Below are 17,148 nucleotides of genomic sequence, written 5' to 3'. Positions count from 1 at the left end.
GAGAACCTTACTTAATACCTAATCTCAGACTAATTTTGCTTTCACAAACAGGGACAATTCTCCAGGAAGTCACTTCCGGAAATCACGATAATTATATTCAACTCAAAAAATTTAAATCTTCTCCTGGAATTCGTTTTAGTATACAAGTTGCTCAGGGTAATGTCAGTATAAAGGAAGATTTTCTCCTGGAAGCACTTGATGACTGATCGCCATGACTAAATTAGTCGTGTTGAACTTAGGAAAGGGTAACTTGAAGCAGGGATTTGCTACCGTTACTGAAGCTGATGTGCGAGCGCAACCAGCCAAAGAAAGAGGTGGTGCTTCACTATCAGACCGTGCCCTAGCTCAAGTTGTAGAAAAATTAGAGCAGTTTCAACCGCGAGTCATTGGTTTAGATATCTATCGGGAGAATCACGTAGGAGAAAAGTATAATAAATTATCTATATTCATGCAAAAGAGCGATCGCTTTTTTGCAATCTGCGAAGTTAGTGAGGAAAACAAAAGCAGTGGTGTTTCCCCACCCCCTGAAGTTCCCAAACAAAACTTAGGTTTTAGTGACGTTATACCCCATCCCGATGGCATTATCCGCCGTCAAATATTGGCTATGGCTCCTGCATTTCCCTGCAATTTCGTTAATTTTTAGTATTCTCACCCATTTTATCGAGTTTTAAAACACGCCCTAGTATTTTATTTCTGAAAAAGCTCCGTACATTTGAAGAGTAGCAAAATCAAAGGTAGTGTATCAAAGAAGCCACTCAAACATCCATATTATCTCGCAACTTTTATCAGAAACTAAATATGATTCCTATATAGTTAACATTACTCTCTAAGTCAAGTATGGCAACTATTATAGTTTTAAATTAATATGATAACTTCAGCTTTATATTAGATTTTCGCTGAAATTTTTGTCTGCTAGGCACTAAAAAACCGTTTTTTCTCCAAAATTCATTTTTAGACAAGTTTATAGAGCCTTAAACCCTACAGCGATATAGATTTATTAATATAATATTTACTTCTTTTGATGGATGTATTATCTATTATTATTAATAGGTTAAGCTTAACTTAAAGTTATTATAAAGTTTTGTTAAAAGTTTATTAAAAAAAGAAAACTTTCGACAATATGTATCAAAATATCATCAGAGAAAAAAAGTAGTCCAGGATACAAATGGAGGAAATGGAGGAAATTTTGATTTCTCATTGGAATCGTGTTTAGAGAACTACTGATTTACAGCAATATCTAGATTAGAAAGGGGCTAAAATTTAGCTATTTCTAGTTTTCCAGCCATACAAAATGGCTCAAATTTTTTCGAGAATCAAATTTAACCTACGTAAATATATGAAGGTTAAACTATTAACTTGTTTCCCAGATTTCCTTAACATAGCCAAACTTCATAGTTGAAGAGGATGTTTGAAAAGTCCTTTTGTTGGTAGCAAAACGTTTTAAATCACCCGATAAATTGGGGGGTTTTGATTCCAGTTCTCCCTTTTTAAAAGGGCTAGGGGGGATCAAGAAATGCCTAAAATCACAGCTAACCACTTTTCAAACAACCTCTAAAGCCGTCAAAAGGTTTCTATGAGTTTTCCAATTTTTATCAACATTTCATAAGCAGCAATTTTTTGATTTAACAAATGTTCATTAACCCGGCTTCGATAGAAAATTAAAATCTTAGGATACCGAGGAACAACTCCCTGATACTGCCAAATCCCTAGAGGAAACTCTCAGGGTTAATTGCTTATGACGTGACTAATTAATTAGCATATCTTTTGCTAATTAACTTGATAAATATGAACCCTTATAATTTGGGATTTCAGCAACAATTGCGGAGAAAAAACTCGCGCATATTTTACAGTTGAAAGCAATAGGTAATAATGATGACATATCCTTCCAGTCAAAAACAAGCTTTTGAAAGCTACGACTTTAGTAAGAGTAAGTTCTTAACACCCTTTCAACGGAAGGTTTTGCTGAAGAATTTACATTTGAATTTGCTACCAGAATATCGTCGGAGGCTGCAAATTATGTTGTTGGCAGATCAGGGCAAAACTCAAACCCAAATCTGTCAAATGTTAGGTTGTTCTCAGGAGATGGCACGCTACTGGAGTGCTGTAGCACAAGCAGGTCTGGCGCATACATGGCAGGAGCGGGGGATAGGCAGACCTAAAACTGTAAACGACCAATATATCGAACGATTGAAGGAATTAGTGAGCCATAGCCCTGGTGAGTATGGCTATGCATTTGGGTGCTGGACAGCCCAATGGTTGAGCAAACATCTAGCGACTGAATTTGGCATTGAAATTAGCGATCGCCACATTAATCGGTTGCTGAAACAAATGGGGCTTTCCACAAAACAAAAACGCTCTTTTGCTAAAGGAGCAACAAACCATACCAAGAATACTCGTATTACGATCTGCGACTTGTAATCCAATGAGGCTAATTACCATTAGTCATTTAATTTGATTTAGACCAAGAAATAATTGTGTGTTGGAGGTGAGGGAATGCCATCAGTATCTTCCCAGGAACAGCTTGGTGAAAAAATTACCGCTAGCTTGGGTAATTCGCTTTCATCAAATGAACTGGCAAACTGTGTCAATGCGGTGGAAATCGTCGAGCCACCAGTAGCAAAGCAGTTTTGGCAAGCAGAAACCGCAAAGGGTGGGATCTACATCATCGTTGCGGGTAAAGTCAGACTAATGGATGGCTCTAATAACTTAATCACTACCCTAACAAGCGGGGCATCATTCGGCGAAATGACTCTGTTTGCAGAAGATGTCTTTCAACCTTACACCGCTAGAGCTTCTACAAACTTAAAGCTTTGCTATCTCAAGGATGAAGCTTTGCAACCTTTGATGGGCAAATATGTCAGTATTCGCGATCGCCTATACCGCAAAGCAGAACTTTGGGATTTGCTGCTGTTGTGTTGCCGCAAGAATCAACTTCCTCGCAACACTTCTGTTGAGGAAATGCTCCGAGCCTTATCTTATTTCTCGCGGCACAATCTGGATACTGGCACTGTGAGTGCAACATTATCCAAAGATTGCAAATTGTGGCTGCTGCGCCGGGGAGAACTGCAACATTCATCCGGTCAATCCTTGACACCTGCGAATATCTGCGCTGTTGGAAAAGGTATTTGGCAGGCAGTGCAACCAACAATTCTGTACAGTCTCAGCAATGCTGATTGGCAAACAGCACTCCAGCACTGGCCTGAGTTGGCATTGGTTGACTCTGACTCAATTACCGCCTCGGATGACCAACAGATGCCTCATAGCACATCTTTCCCAGAAGGATTGAAGAATGAGAGTAATGTTATTCCATTTCCGCAGCCAGTTTCAGAGCCAAAACAAAAGCAAAAGAAACGAGCAGCCTACTTTCCCAGTCCCAAGGTGACGGTGGGGCATTGGTGGGGAAGGATCGCCAAGCGCTATCCGTTCTTTGCACAACAAAGCTCCTCTGACTGTGGTGCAGCAACTCTTGTGATGATAAGTCGCTATTGGGGCAAGCACTTGTCGGTAAATCGCCTGCGGGATTTAACTAACACGAGTCGGGGCGGGGCATCACTAAAAGGTCTAGCTGCTGCGGCAGAAACCATCGGTTTTTCTACTCGTCCAGTAAAAGCCAGCCTAGACAAATTGGCACAACAACCACTGCCTGCGATCGCTCACTGGGAAGGCAGACATTACATTGTCGTCTATGAAATTACCAAAAAGCAGGTCATTGTAGGCGATCCGGCGCTTGGTCAACTCACCCTCACAAACAGAGAATTCAATGCAGGTTGGACTGGGTATGCATTGTTATTGCAACCCACAGCCCTACTCAAAGAAAGCCAGGAAGCAACTCAACCATTCTGGCAGTTTTTTGAGTTGATCAAACCCCACTGGGTAGTGCTGCTAGAAGTGTTCATCGCCTCTGTGTTTATTCAGGTGTTTGGACTGGTAACGCCACTATTCACCCAACTGCTGTTGGATCGAGTGATTGTCCAAGGTAGTACTCTCTCTTTAAACGCCGTCGGGTTAGGGTTGCTAATTTTTGGTTTGTTCCGCGTCGCCACGAACGGACTGCGGCAATATATGCTCGATCACACTGCGAATCGGATCGGAGTAGCGCTGATGGTAGGTTTTATTAAACATACCTTCCGACTGCCACTGGCGTTCTTTGAGTCGCGTTACGTTGGCGATATTGTTTCTCGCGTCCAAGAAAATCAGAAAATTCAGCGCTTCCTCACCGGAGAAGCATTGTCAATCATTCTCGATTTGCTGACAGTGTTTATCTATGTGGGATTGATGTTGTGGTACAGCTGGCAAATGGCATTGCTGGTGCTGGTGATTGTACCGCTATTTTTTCTACTGGCGCTGATGACAACGCCTTTCTTGCGTCGCATCGCCAGAGAGATTTTTAGTGCCGCAGCCAACGAGAACAGTTATCTGATTGAAGCCCTCACAGGGATTCGCTCTGTCCGCTCAATGGCAGTTGAGCAAACAGTGCGCTGGCATTGGGAGGAAAAGCTCCATCGTTTGATTAAAAAAAGCTTTGGTGGGCAGGTGATTGCTAACCGCCTGCAAATTTTCAGTTCCTCTATCGAATCGGTTGCCACTACAGCATTGCTGTGGTTTGGGGCATGGCTGGTGATTCAAAACCAACTCACCATTGGACAATTAGTTGCTTTCAATATGTTGTTGGGCAACATCATTCATCCTTTCCAGCGGCTGGCAGTGCTGTGGAATCAAGTGCAGGAAGTGATTGTTTCTAGTGAGCGGATTAATGATGTCCTAGAGGCAGAGCCAGAAGAAGACTTACAACATCAATCCCGCCAGTACTTACCCAGACTTCAAGGGAGAATTCGCTTTGATAATGTCACTTTCCGCTATCACCCAGAAAGCGATATTAACGTGCTGGAAAATCTCAGTTTTGAGGTACTGCCAGAGCAAACTGTGGCGGTGGTGGGACGTAGCGGTTCTGGTAAAACTACCCTTTCCAAGTTGATTTTGGGTTTATATCCGCCGACAGATGGCAATGTGTTGATTGACGGTCAAGATGTGACAAGCATTTCCCTGGCTTCGCTCCGTTCTCAAATTGGTGTTGTCGATCAAGATACCTTTTTGTTTGGCGGTACGATTCGGGAAAACTTAAGCATCGCTCATTCACAAGCCACTCTTGAGGAGATTATTGAGGCAGCGCGTCTGGCTGGAGCAGACGAATTTATTAAGCAATTGCCAATGGGTTATGAAACCCAAATTGGTGAAGGTGGCGGGATGTTATCTGGGGGACAACGCCAGAGGTTAGCGATCGCCCGTGCTTTGCTTGGGAATCCCCGCTTATTAATTTTTGATGAAGCAACCAGTCACCTCGACGCTGAATCCGAACGGATCATTCAAAACAACCTCAACACCATTCTCAAAGGGCGGACAACCCTAATAATCGCCCATCGCCTTTCCACCGTGCGTAATGCAGACTTGATCCTGGTTTTAGATCGCGGCGGCGTATTGGTCGAAAGCGGTACTCACAAGCAATTAATCGCCAAAAAAGGTCATTACTACTACCTCAACCAGCAACAGTTGGCTCAAACTTAGTAAAAGTTATGAGGTATGAGTTATGAACTCTCAGTTTTTCAACTTCTTACTTCTAATTCCTAACAGACGCGATTAATCGCGTCTCTACAACTCCTCACTCCTAAAAAACTATGCCAAACCCATCTCGTAATTCATCATCCCTAGTCAATGCACCTAAGTCAGCTGAAGATTCTAGTGAGGTTAAAGAGCGATCGCCAGCACAAACTCAAAGCAGCGATTGGTTTTACGGCACCGAGGAACTACTGGATGCCTTACCTCGGCTTTGGACGCGTTCAATGCTGTATTTGATCGTAGGCTTTACAGGTATCGCCTTACCTTGGGCGATGCTCTCTCAGGTGGATGAAACAGGCAGCGCCAGAGGACGTATTGAACCATTAGGCGCAACGCAAAGAATAGACTCTCCAGCGCCAGGAAACGTGATCAGTGTGAGAGTAAAAGAAGGTGAAACTGTTAAAGCAGGGCAAACTCTGCTCGAACTGGAATCTAATTTACTCCGAACCGATTTGCAGCAAGCGCAGGCAAAGCTTTCTGGGCAATTAAATCAGCAGAGGCAACTCGAACTCCTCAAAAATCAATTGCAGCTCACTATCCATACCCAGCAGCAACAAAACCAAGCGCAACAATCAGAAAAACTGGCGCAAGTGCAGCAGGCGCAACAAAACCTTGATACTCTCAAAAGTGCCTACAACTTACAAAAAGAAGAAAAACTCGCTAAAGTCAATCAGGCACGGCAAGCGGTTGATTCAAGCAAGGCAGCCCACGAGTTAGCACAAGTTCGTTTCCAGGGTGCCAAGGAAAAAATACCACGATATAAAAAAGTTTATCAAGAAGGTGCAATTGCACAAGATCGATTTTTAGAAGTGGAACAGTCGGTCAAAGAAAACTACCAAAACCTAGTACAAGCAAAGTCGGAGATAGCTCAGGCTCAGTCGGGCTTGCAAGAGCAACAAAACAGTTATCAGAGGGCTATTAATCAAGCAGAGGCAGATATTCAGCAAGCGCAACTCCGCTTGCAAGAGCAGCAACGCAACCAAGATAGCCTGATTCATACAGGCGAACTGGCTGTGCTGAAAACGGTCGAACAGCTAAAAGACCTGCAATCACAAATCGCAGCGCTGCAATCAGAGATTGCTCAAATCAAAAGCCAGATCGCATCCTTAAATTTTCAGTTAGAGCAACGAGTAGTGCGATCGCCTATTGATGGCACAATTTTTGCATTGCCCATCGACAAGCCAGGGTCTGTAGTACAACCCGGTCAGATGATTGCTCAAATTTCCCCCAAGGAATCTCCTTTTGTACTAAAAGCTGAGATGCCTAGCCAACAGAGTGGCTTCTTGAAGGTGGGAGCGAGGGTCAAAATCAAGTTTGATGCCTATCCCTTCCAAGATTATGGAGTAATGCTTGGGCGCGTCAGTCATATTTCACCAGACTCGAAAGTTAAAGAAACTAACTCTGGCAAGATAGAAACTTTTGACTTGGATATTGCCCTACAGCAGCCGTATATCCAAAATGGCAACAAACGTATCCTAATAACCCCAGGTCAGACAGCGACTGCTGAGGTGATTATTCGGCAGCGTCGTGTGAGTGACTTAATCTTAGATCCGTTTAAGAAGTTGCAAAAAGGCGGTTTAGAGCTTTAGTAGAGATGTTGTATGCAACGTCTGTAGATTAGTCCTTAGTTAATTACAAAATAAAGGGCACTGAACAAATAACAAAATCTATTGATTATCGGAGGAATTACAATATGTCAAAATCGATCGATGTATCCAACGAAGACATCCTTTATCAAATCAAAATTTCCGCTCAATTTCCTGGTTTAGTAGAAGCGATCGCCTGTCGCAAAATTATTACCGATACTGCCGAGAAACTAGGCATTAAACTCGAACTAGAAGAACTTCAGCAGGCAGCAGATAACTTGCGGTTAACCAATAAACTCCTCAAAGCTGAAGATACCTGGGCATGGCTGGAAAAACATCATCTTTCCCTAGATGAGTTTGAAGCATTGGCATACACCAACCAGCTCTCTAACAAATTAGCGACACATCTATTTGCAGAGCAAGTTGAACCGTTCTTTTATGAACACCAACTCGATTATGCCGGAGCGGTCACTTATGAAGTAATTTTGGATGATGAAGACTTGGCTCTGGAACTGTTTTGTGCCTTAAAAGAAGACGAAATTAGTTTCCAAGAAATCGCCCGCCAATACATTGAAGAACCAGAAATCCGCCGCGCCGGGGGATATCGCGGAATACAACGCCGCCAAGATTTCCGTCCGGAGATTGCAGCAGCAGTGTTTGCCGCCACTCCACCACAGATCCTCAAGCCGATAATTACGCCAAAAGGAGTGCATATAATTTTGGTTGAGGAAATTATTGAAGCCAAATTAAACGAGCAGCTGCGTGTTCAGATTTTGGCAGATTTGTTTACAGTTTGGTTAAAGCAACAAATTGCGGAATTAGAAATCGTGACGCAGCTTAATTGCGATCGTACTCAAGTGGCACTTCCATAGGAGTTGTTAGAACCGTGTACTGCCAACTCTTTGGTTTGGGCAGACACATTTGTTAATTTAAGCTCACCAGCAAGCAATTCGTAAGAACGTAAGCGGTCATTAAATTCCCGGCAGACATCAAAAAAGATGATTTCGTTAACCTCATAACGCTCTTGCAACGCCAGCAACTTCTCTTTACACTGATTGGCAGTACCTACTATGTTGAGCATAACAAAATTGTTGGCGTGCTGTTGTTGTAATTCGTATGCCCGAGCTTCAGTGTCCGCGCAAATGCCTGCCACGGCTATGTTACATCGGGGGGTTAGGGCTTTTTCACCGTGGGGCTGGAAAGTTTCTCGGTATTGTTTGAGGATACTGGGGTCATCAAGACATCCTCGATGAAAGAGCGAATGGCTGTAGGCAAGACCTTTATGTGCAGCGACGTGCATACTATTGAACCCGGTACCGAGAACCCAAACCTCCGGGTAGGTCGAGATAGCAGGTGTTGTCCGCACCTGTGAATTTCCCTGCAAGTAGTCTATCAGGTACTCTATTTTCTCTTTGTAAAGGTCGAGATCCAGTTCCCTAGTTCTGCCGTCAAGAAGAGCTTGAGTTGTCAATGAATCTGCGCCACCACGACCAATTCCTAAGTCAATACGCTGGGGAAATAATAATTCGAGCAACTTAAAATTATCGGCTACCTTTAAGGGACTATAGAAGGAAAGAAGAACTCCAGCCATTCCCACGCGAATCCTCTTAGTTAGTCCCGCAAGAATCGGAATTAACAGTTCCGGACTAGCAAGACCATCACCATGATGCTCTGCTAGCCAATAGCGGGAATATCCAAAAGCTTCAATCCGGGGAGCAAGTCTAATTGTCGTAGTGATTGAATCGCAAAAATCGAGAACGCCAAGACTAAGTTTTTCGCTCATAAATTAAGTAACCATGTAGTAGTAGTCCGAATTGTTTTTGTCACAGACCTGGTAAATCAACTCCTACCACTCAGAAATCGTGACCATCTTCCCCTGGTCAGCATTGTATTGTAAGGTCGTGTTCAGAGAGAGCGGCTTTTTAATACCAGCAAGCAGATCGATCGCATCCGCTATCATTAAGGTTGCGATCATTGTATTGAGGTATGAAATCGACGACGATATGACTGTTGGAGAATTTTCATATCGCTGCTTTTCTATCTGTTGATTATGCTGAATAAATTTTTCCATGTGGTTTTTCTCAGTCAAGAGTGGGCCTACTAAGCCATCATAAACTCTCACTCCTGAGAACGTACACGCTACATTTTCCTGTAGGCAATACTGTACGACCAATGATTGAATGATAATTGGTGGGGTATCAGCACAACACACAATGAAATCCGGCTTTTTTAAGCCCTCTAAAGCTTGGTATAAACTTTCTACAGAATTAATTTTTAGTTTACGAGTATGAATTTTTATCTCAGGGTCTCTCGCTAAAATGTAGTTACGCAGTGCTTCAACCTTCGGTGTATTGAGGTCAGCTTGGCTAAAACAAAACTGACGATTAAAGTTTGTTATGTTTACAAGATCGTCATCAATCAATATAAAGTTTTTAACGCCAGCAGCTACTAAATGTTGAACTGCGATATTTCCGGTTCCACCGCAACCGATGATACATACTAACTGTTTTAAAAGCCTCTCTTGTGCAATATTGGGGTCTTCAACGAAATCTGAGAAAAATTCTACCTGCTTTTCAAACCGCGTCTCCTTAAAGTCATTTTCATACAAAGGTCGTACTACACCCTTTGAATCCAAAAGTGAAATAAGTTTCTCCAGCCTATCCCCCGGCAGTAAAGTGGCTAATTTGTCAAGTTGTGTCCCTGCGACCATTTGCTTCAAAGCTTGCACTACCTGTTCAGGGATATTCGATAGAATGAAATGCCGCAGACCATTGCTCAGTATAGTTTTTTGTTCCTCAGATATGAATGATAAAGATGTGCTATGTTTTAAAACAATTCCTGTTTGGAATTTATTCAATATATTCATATAGTTAGCAAATTTATATTATAAGGAGTCGAATGGTGTGTAAATATCTTCAGAGTTAGGATCGAGGTAGGGATATTTTAAGTCTATTCCTTGAAGCTCGAACTGTTGGAGTATATGTGTCATCCTAGCTTCTTTTGATTCATCACCCTTTAGCCTCGCTTCCATTAAGCCATTGGCAATAAGTTGGCAACGGATGCTACCAAAATCTTCTTTAGATTTAGGCATTTCTGCTAAAGCCAGCCCCGGTGCAAGTACCTTAGTAAACAAGGGAACCTGCGGCTGAAAGTGCGATTTTTTTTCTGCGTAAACAGTCTGTAAAACTGACCGAACTAATTCGTAGTTATCTACAGGAACTCGGAGAATTCCTGAATCATAGCGTCCAAAATGCAAAGGGTTGTCTAAAACATAGAAGGCGAAGGGTACTTTAAATTTGTTCAGTTGCAACGTTAAACTTTCCATGACGGCAACTGCACCTTCAGGGCTGAAGTTGAAGAATATTATGACTTTAGAGTATTCTTTTTTGCTATTACCAATTACATCTCCAACTGCCACATAGCATCGAAGTTGAAATAAATTATGGGGCATGGTGACTACAACCAAGTCACCAACAGCTGCTTCTCGATCTACTAATTGGAGATGGCGGTTTGGCTGGATATGTATCCTCGTAGCCATGCCTTGCTTTTCTACTAAGAGACTACCATCTGGTTCTTGTTTTAACACGCGATATCCCGACTCAAAGAAACCTTTCCCTTTATTGCTTTTATCTAGTTGTTCACAAAATTCCCAATCTATTCCTGCAACAGTTTTATCCCCTAAGACAGAGAAATCAGCCATCACTGCTTCACTTGCTTCTCCTACAAGTGAACCGTTGTAGTAAATGTCATATATAAATTCTCGCAGCATTGAACTCAGGATCTTAGCCTGAGTTTCTTGAGGTAATTGTTGCAACTGGGCTACTACCTCGGCTGGATGCTCTACTTTGTAATTAGGATGACTGACACAAAAGTCAGATTTAATTTGAACCTGAGTAGCAATGTCTTGAAGGGACTGTAGCAGTTGCATAAAAGTTACTCTTGAAACTATTTAATAGAGGATGGCTCTAAGAGGTCGTTTGAAAAGTATTTCGCTGTATCTTTGCACTTTTAGATCCCCCCTAACCCCCCTTTTTAAGGGGGGAACCAGAATCAAAGTCTCCCTTTTTAAGGGAGATTTAGAGGGATCTAAGACTTTTGATACCAGCAAGAGGACTTTTCAAACATTCTCTAAATTAGTTAAATTAGTTATTTCTGATTCTGCCATCCCAAAAACAGCGTTAAATGATTGTTCTGGACGACACAATAAGCTCTTAGCAACTTGAAGTATGCAAAGACCCCTATTATTAAAGTTTTTTTGCCACTGACTTATTTCTACAATTTCATACAGCAAGCCAAGACCAACAAACTGAATAACTCGCGCCATAAAGTTAGGATAGTAATCTAGAATGGGAAAACTACTGAGATACGCCTGGGTAAGAGCTACAATTGAGGGGTGAAGTACCTCTAAAGGTATTGTTGCCATTTGCAGAGATTTTTGCAGTTCAATAACCGGATGCACAATTAAACTGTTAAGCCATATTAGTAAATAGTTAGAAATCACTGTTCCCAGATCAAACGCTGGATCGCCCCAACTCCAGTTTTCCCAGTTAATCAACTTAACAATGCCTTGATTTGACTGTTCTGTTTGAGAAATTAGTTTCTCCCAATCCCTGGATATTAAAATGTTATTTAACTTGAGGGTATTATATGTTAGGCAGCAGTAGTGCTGATTGAGAGTAAGCTCCGCTACTGCTGATGTAAAACTTTCATGGCGATGATAATTTTTGAAAAAAATAATGCTTTCGTGAGTAAAATGACTGAAATATTCTGGCTCAATTTTGTTTAGGAGTTGAGCAGAACAATTAGGATTTTGATAGCCTAATTTACCAGGATCTGTTTTAGCAATGAATTCGTATAATTCCTGATGATTCAGGCTATCACGATGCAGCCTTGCTAAAGTAGTCCCCAATTGGGCAGCAATAGCAGAGGGAAAAGCTTTCTTTTGCCTGTAAAAATTATCTAGCTTTATATATTCTAGTGAAATAGTTTTTATTTCTCCTGGGCAAATACAACTATTAAGCAAGTACTGATAGATATTTTTATAGTTTAGTATGGTTTTCATGAGTGTATACTCTTTAGATCGAGTCTAAGCGAAAAGTGAGAGTAAAGATAAAAATTAGAAATCTTACTCCCACTTTAGATAAAAGCTCGATTGCGACTAACAAGCAAGTGAGCATTAGATACAATGTTTAGGTTCTGGGGGCGCAAGTACCGTTGGTAAGGACGAGCACACTACAAGCTACGCTGGCACCTACACAAACGACGCTACCACCTTGGATATTAGCAATATCCTCAGAACCGATTTCAGTAATGAAACTTTCAGGATCGTTGAAAAACAATTCAGTTCCTGCGGGTTTTAAATCTTTAACAGTAATATCAGCCATTTGTGTTCTCCTTGAAATCAATGTTTTTTAGTATTAGGACAAACGCTTCTGTTTGATTGCTTAATTACATACTAAAAATCTTCCTGATAAACTTCAAGCATTTTTGACTGACTTTTTGGACATAATATCTATATTTATTGTTGAAATTCTAGTTAATAACAGCTTGATTAAGCCAGAAGCTACCTGGTTAGATATTCCTGATAACGAGGATTATTTGTGAAAAATATTTTTCCAGTTAGATGCATTTAATAAGTATCTACTCCGAAAGTAAGAGAAAAAATTAAAATAATCATAAATGTATCTACTGATAGTAAGAGAAATAACTAAAGCAATTATTTCTCTTAATAATCCTCGCTGAACTAAAAAAGTAGGGGCACGATATATCGTGCCCCTACAAACGACCTATTTTAGAGATTTGGAAGTATCTAATCACATAGCTTGATTGGTGCATAGATGTCTTCAGAGTTGGCATTGAGGTAAGCACGCTGCCAGTCAATTCCCAGTCGGGAGAATTGCTCAAAAATAGAGGTCAACCTCCCCTCTGGTGAGTCATCCCCTTTGTCGCAAGCTTCCAGCAATCCATTAGCGACAATCTGACACCGATTCATCCCAAAGCTTTCTCGTTCAGTAAACTTGTGGTCTGGTTCTTCTGCTAACCCCAACCCTGGTGCAAGCAGCTTGGTGAATAGGGGAACTTCTGGCCGAAAATGCGATCGCAATTGGTAAACTGTCTCAATCACAGAGGCGATCGCTTCATAGTCGCTCTTGTCAAAGTACAAAACTCCTGAGTCGTAGCGGTTGTAATCAGCTGGGTTATACAAAACCTTGAAGTGAAAAGGAATAGCCATTTCGTTCAGATGCTGGGTGAGAGCGCTCATAACCGCAACTGCACCTTCTGAAGTCAAATTGAAGTAGATTCGCACAGTCTGCTGATGACCCTCTAAATCGAGACGCATTGGTCCTGCATTGCCCACCGCCACATAAAAACCGCTTTGGAGCAGATTTTTCGGCATACGGATAGCCACCTCTTCACCCACCACAACAGTAGCTTGTGCTGATTGCAGATGGCGATCGCGTTCAATATGCAACCGAAGACCATTCTTAGTCACGGCTACGCTGCCATCACTTTCTTCCCAGAGAACATACCAACAAGAGTCAAAGTAGCCAGTGCCGCTATTACTTTCGTGCAAGCGATTGTAAAAACCCAAGTCTACTCCCAAAAAAGTATTGTTCTCTAGATCCAGTGGCAGAGGATTGGAATCTGTTAGTTTTGCGTGGGTAGTTCGCATACCACCGTTGTAATAGATGCCGTAGAGAAAAGAGCGCAGTTGCAGGCTCACATATTTGCGCTGAATCTCTACAGGGATTTGTTGAAAGCGGGCGATCGCCTCTGCTGGCAGTTCAAAGGGTTTGTAATCTGGATGACGAATGCTGAAGTCAGACTCGATCTGAACCTTGCTCGCAATTTCTTGCAGAGCATCCAGCACTCGCTTAGTTGCTACATCTGACTGTTGAATTAAAGAATCTAGTAATTGTGTCATGGTTTTGCGACTAAAAATCTTAAGCAACAGTACAGCTCAAACGTCCAGATTCAGCAGCAGTGCCAAAAGTCGTTGACATGGATTGTTCTGGACGGCATAACAATGTCTTAGCTACCTGAAGCATGATTATTGCGATATTGCCGAAGGTTTTCTGAAACTGAATCATCGCCAAAATCTGTTGAATCAATACAAGACCGGCAAATTGCACCACACGCCGCAAGAAATCAGGGCGCTGTTGTAAGATTTCTGGGAAGGTGTCGAAATAAGCTAGGGTCAGGACAGCGATCGAAGGCTGAAGCACCTCAAGGGGAGTCGCCGCTAGGCGCAGAGATTCTTCAATACTGAGTGCATTGCTGATGACTAAGCTAGTTAACCAAATTTGCAGATAGCTGGCGATAAGTGTTCCCAAATCAAAAGCTGGGTCTCCCCAATTGCAACGCTCCCAGTCAATGAAGCGCACAATGCTGTCACCGGATTGTTGCCAATTGGTGTGCAAGAGAATATTGTTCAACTTCAGGTCATGGTGCGTCAGGCAACAAGGAGCGAAAGCGCTGCCCAGTTCTTTTATAGCCAGCCCCAAGCTGTCGTAGCGCTGATAGAGCGAAAAGAATTTTAGCGCATCTATGGGCACTCCTCCAAAAATTTCCGGTCCAATCCGTTCCAGCCCCCGAATCAAGTTAGGCACCTGATCTGTGAGGGCGTCTTTTTGATTTTGATGGAGGAATTCTTGATAGTTCTGACGATTGAGGGTGGCACGATGGATAGTAGCTAAAACGGTGCCAATTGCAGAGGCGATTTGGCTTGGGAAGTTCTTTTCCTGAGCGTAGAAATCAGTCAAATCTTGATAGTCATCCAGATACCTGAAGACAATAATCGAATTCTCCGGGTCAAAATTAAGCACCATCGGCAGAAATGGGCGAAGGCGATCCAGTTCTGGAAATTGGTTTAAAAACTCTTGAACTCGCCATTCTCCCAAAAACTCACCAAATGTTTTCCCATCCTGATAGTGCCGCTCTTGCTTGACAAGGAGTTTAGAACCATCTGGTAAACTCACTCTCAAGTTAAAATTCTTGGCAGTGACTAACTCAATCTGAAGCTGGGTTTGTTCTTCTTGGGTACAAAGACCCAGCTGAAATAAATAATCACCTACGTTTTGGGAGCTTAAAAGCAGTGTCATTATACTTCTAAATTGCTATTGTTATTGGAGTTAATCAAATTGAGCGAACAGAGGACATTAGGCTCAAAGGAAGATTCGAGATCGCGAATTGCGATGCGAGACGAATCGCTTACTTTGTCTACTGTTTCGCATTTTCTTCGAGTCGAAAGCCCCATCTTCTTAAGTAAAAGGTTAACATTGCGATCGCCGATCGAAATCCCCAACTCTTTCTCTAGGTGCTTGCTTAACCATTGCGCTGTCCAGCGCCCAAATGGATATCCATAATCACGGGGACTATGGATTACCAGTTCTTTCAAACGCTCCAAATATTCCTCATTCACTACTTTAGGACGACCAATTGCAGACTCCTGCCATTGGTGCGCCATCCCACTACGTACTATGTGCATCCAATGCCTTGCTGTTGCTGGACAACACCCCAAGGTTTGACATATTTTGGTTTGAGATTTACCCTGGTCTGCTAGCAACATAATTTCAATGCGCTGGCGATAAGACTCAGGTAAATCGTCTTGCAAACTTTTTTGCAGCATTTTGCGCTGAAACGCTGTTAAAAATTTACCTATTGGGTTCTCCTGGCCTTTAATATCAGCTTTTGCTCGTTTATGAGACATATACATAATCAAATCAAATTGCTTGATACAAAACTTTGTAACAAGTTAAAGTTTTCCATTAATTTACTATTTTGGGATTTGAGATTAATGCAATTTAAATGTGCTCTGCTATGTTTTTACTTCTATCTGATGAAGTAATTTGCAATAAAGCTCTGAATAAACTTAGTAGGGCCGGGCAAAACCATAGAACCCATTTGACACCCTGACTGTCTAATCAGTATTTAAGAGCTTGAAACTCAAGCACAGTGAGAAGTTGCTCATGTTTATTGACCAAAGATTCTATTGTGCTAACTGGATTACGATGAAGGCGACATTTTTGTTGGCGAGGAGCTTCTGCGATGGCTAATCTACGACGCAGGGCAAACGCATCTAAATATAGTACATTGATACTAAAAGGTGATGTTGGAAGTGGTGGGTGTGAAGATGGAGCAGCTGTAGGGGGTGTGATGGAGCGATCGCTTATCAAAGTTTACCAATCATGTTCAAGCCTAGAAATAGGCAATTTAACCAAGATAAGGGTATTGTGGCGGTTTAATTTTCAATAATTCTGTCCAGTACTTTATAGCATTATGTTTAGTTGTTTTTATGTCACGCGATTTGTGAACCCTGCCTATTTCCATTAGAAAATATGTGAGTTTTATAGCAGTAAGGAAGTTGATCAATCCCACTGCTTTAAAATGTTGTAAAAATAAATGAACCAGAATTTGTAGTTTCTGTCTGTGACGAAAATACATCCACCATTTCATTTGATGTATGGCGATGCTGGTTTGATAACCTAATATAGTTTCTATTTGGGTTAATTTATCTTTAACCTGATGATAAAATTGCATTTCTTTGTCAAAATTACCTGCTTTTTGGGCGAAAACAGCATCATCAGATAATTGATAAGCCTGACTAATTAACTTACCCGCAGTTTCTGCCTGCTGTTGAGTATAACCAAGTTTCATATATATCGTAGCTGCTGCTGATGCCAATTCTGTAAACTCTTCAGCATCATGTAACCAATATATTTGTGCTTGTAATTCCCCTAGTGTGGTAGCTAAAGTCTGATTCATATTCAATTTAACTTTTCTTGATTGACCATAGCAGTATTTTAGGTGTTGAACGATGGATGCCTACGGCGGCAAGCTACGCACCCCCAGCAATCCCAATTCTTGTCGGTTAAGGGGAAAAGGGGAAGGTGGGGCCCCCTCTGGGGATAAGGGGCGGGGGAAAAGGGGAAAGAAAAAACCTTTAACC

15 protein-coding genes are annotated in these 17,148 nt (G+C 41.9%); 6 read left to right on the top strand and 9 right to left on the bottom strand.

The features are described 5' to 3' along the window. The 6 genes from RMX98_RS34725 to RMX98_RS34700 form a co-directional block, all read left to right on the top strand. Positions 1–206: DUF1822 family protein (locus RMX98_RS34725; protein ID WP_409882098.1), on the top strand; the 206-nt coding region annotated here is incomplete at its 5' end. A gap of 5 nt (positions 207–211) precedes the next feature. After that, the gene (locus RMX98_RS34720) at positions 212–643 is read left to right on the top strand and encodes a CHASE2 domain-containing protein (protein ID WP_322679959.1); all 432 of its coding nucleotides are present in this window, start codon (positions 212–214) and stop codon (positions 641–643) included. A 1,229-nt stretch (positions 644–1,872) separates the two neighbouring features. Beyond that, positions 1,873–2,418 (top strand): helix-turn-helix domain-containing protein, encoded by a 546-nt coding sequence (locus RMX98_RS34715; protein WP_322679960.1) that lies wholly within the window; start codon positions 1,873–1,875, stop codon positions 2,416–2,418. Between the two features lie 75 nt (positions 2,419–2,493). Then, positions 2,494–5,562, top strand: coding sequence for a peptidase domain-containing ABC transporter (locus RMX98_RS34710; protein WP_322679958.1), 3,069 nt, complete (start codon positions 2,494–2,496; stop codon positions 5,560–5,562). A gap of 110 nt (positions 5,563–5,672) precedes the next feature. Next, positions 5,673–7,202, top strand: coding sequence for an HlyD family efflux transporter periplasmic adaptor subunit (locus tag RMX98_RS34705; protein ID WP_322679957.1), 1,530 nt, complete (start codon positions 5,673–5,675; stop codon positions 7,200–7,202). 104 nt (positions 7,203–7,306) lie between these two features. After that, entirely contained in the window at positions 7,307–8,071 is a 765-nt protein-coding gene (locus RMX98_RS34700; protein ID WP_322679956.1) for a peptidylprolyl isomerase, read from the top strand. Here the strand turns inward: RMX98_RS34700 and RMX98_RS34695 are convergent. From RMX98_RS34695 to RMX98_RS34655, 9 genes are all read right to left on the bottom strand, one after another. Beyond that, complete coding sequence (locus tag RMX98_RS34695) at positions 8,053–8,982, bottom strand: MsnO8 family LLM class oxidoreductase (RefSeq protein WP_322679955.1); 930 nt, start codon at positions 8,980–8,982, stop codon at positions 8,053–8,055. The two genes, RMX98_RS34700 and RMX98_RS34695, sit on opposite strands and share 19 nt — an antisense overlap. A gap of 63 nt (positions 8,983–9,045) precedes the next feature. Beyond that, a complete protein-coding gene (locus tag RMX98_RS34690; protein WP_322679954.1) occupies positions 9,046–10,065 on the bottom strand; it encodes a ThiF family adenylyltransferase in 1,020 nt (339 codons plus the stop codon). A gap of 18 nt (positions 10,066–10,083) precedes the next feature. Next, the gene (locus RMX98_RS34685; RefSeq protein ID WP_322679953.1) at positions 10,084–11,127 is read right to left on the bottom strand and encodes a T3SS effector HopA1 family protein; all 1,044 of its coding nucleotides are present in this window, start codon (positions 11,125–11,127) and stop codon (positions 10,084–10,086) included. Between the two features lie 189 nt (positions 11,128–11,316). Continuing rightward, positions 11,317–12,261 carry an aminoglycoside phosphotransferase family protein gene (locus RMX98_RS34680; protein ID WP_322679952.1) on the bottom strand — a complete coding sequence of 315 codons (945 nt, stop codon included), beginning with the start codon at positions 12,259–12,261 and terminating at the stop codon, positions 11,317–11,319. A 127-nt stretch (positions 12,262–12,388) separates the two neighbouring features. Continuing rightward, positions 12,389–12,583, bottom strand: coding sequence for a hypothetical protein (locus RMX98_RS34675; RefSeq protein ID WP_322679951.1), 195 nt, complete (start codon positions 12,581–12,583; stop codon positions 12,389–12,391). Positions 12,584–13,008: 425 nt separating this feature from the next. Then, the gene (locus RMX98_RS34670; protein ID WP_322679950.1) at positions 13,009–14,124 is read right to left on the bottom strand and encodes a T3SS effector HopA1 family protein; all 1,116 of its coding nucleotides are present in this window, start codon (positions 14,122–14,124) and stop codon (positions 13,009–13,011) included. Positions 14,125–14,143: 19 nt separating this feature from the next. After that, positions 14,144–15,301 carry a phosphotransferase gene (locus RMX98_RS34665; protein WP_322679949.1) on the bottom strand — a complete coding sequence of 386 codons (1,158 nt, stop codon included), beginning with the start codon at positions 15,299–15,301 and terminating at the stop codon, positions 14,144–14,146. Next, complete coding sequence (locus RMX98_RS34660) at positions 15,301–15,909, bottom strand: helix-turn-helix domain-containing protein (protein WP_322679948.1); 609 nt, start codon at positions 15,907–15,909, stop codon at positions 15,301–15,303. The genes RMX98_RS34665 and RMX98_RS34660 overlap by 1 nt, the downstream gene beginning before the upstream one ends. 503 nt (positions 15,910–16,412) lie before the next feature. Next, the gene (locus RMX98_RS34655) at positions 16,413–16,964 is read right to left on the bottom strand and encodes a hypothetical protein (RefSeq protein WP_322679947.1); all 552 of its coding nucleotides are present in this window, start codon (positions 16,962–16,964) and stop codon (positions 16,413–16,415) included. Between the last annotated feature and the right edge of the window lie 184 nt (positions 16,965–17,148).

It is taken from the genome of Nostoc sp. DedQUE02 (assembly GCF_034531035.1).
Lineage (GTDB): Bacteria > Cyanobacteriota > Cyanobacteriia > Cyanobacteriales > Nostocaceae > Nostoc.
The sequence above is the reverse complement of the archived record's forward strand: the minus strand, read 5'-3'. Positions and strand labels throughout refer to the sequence as shown.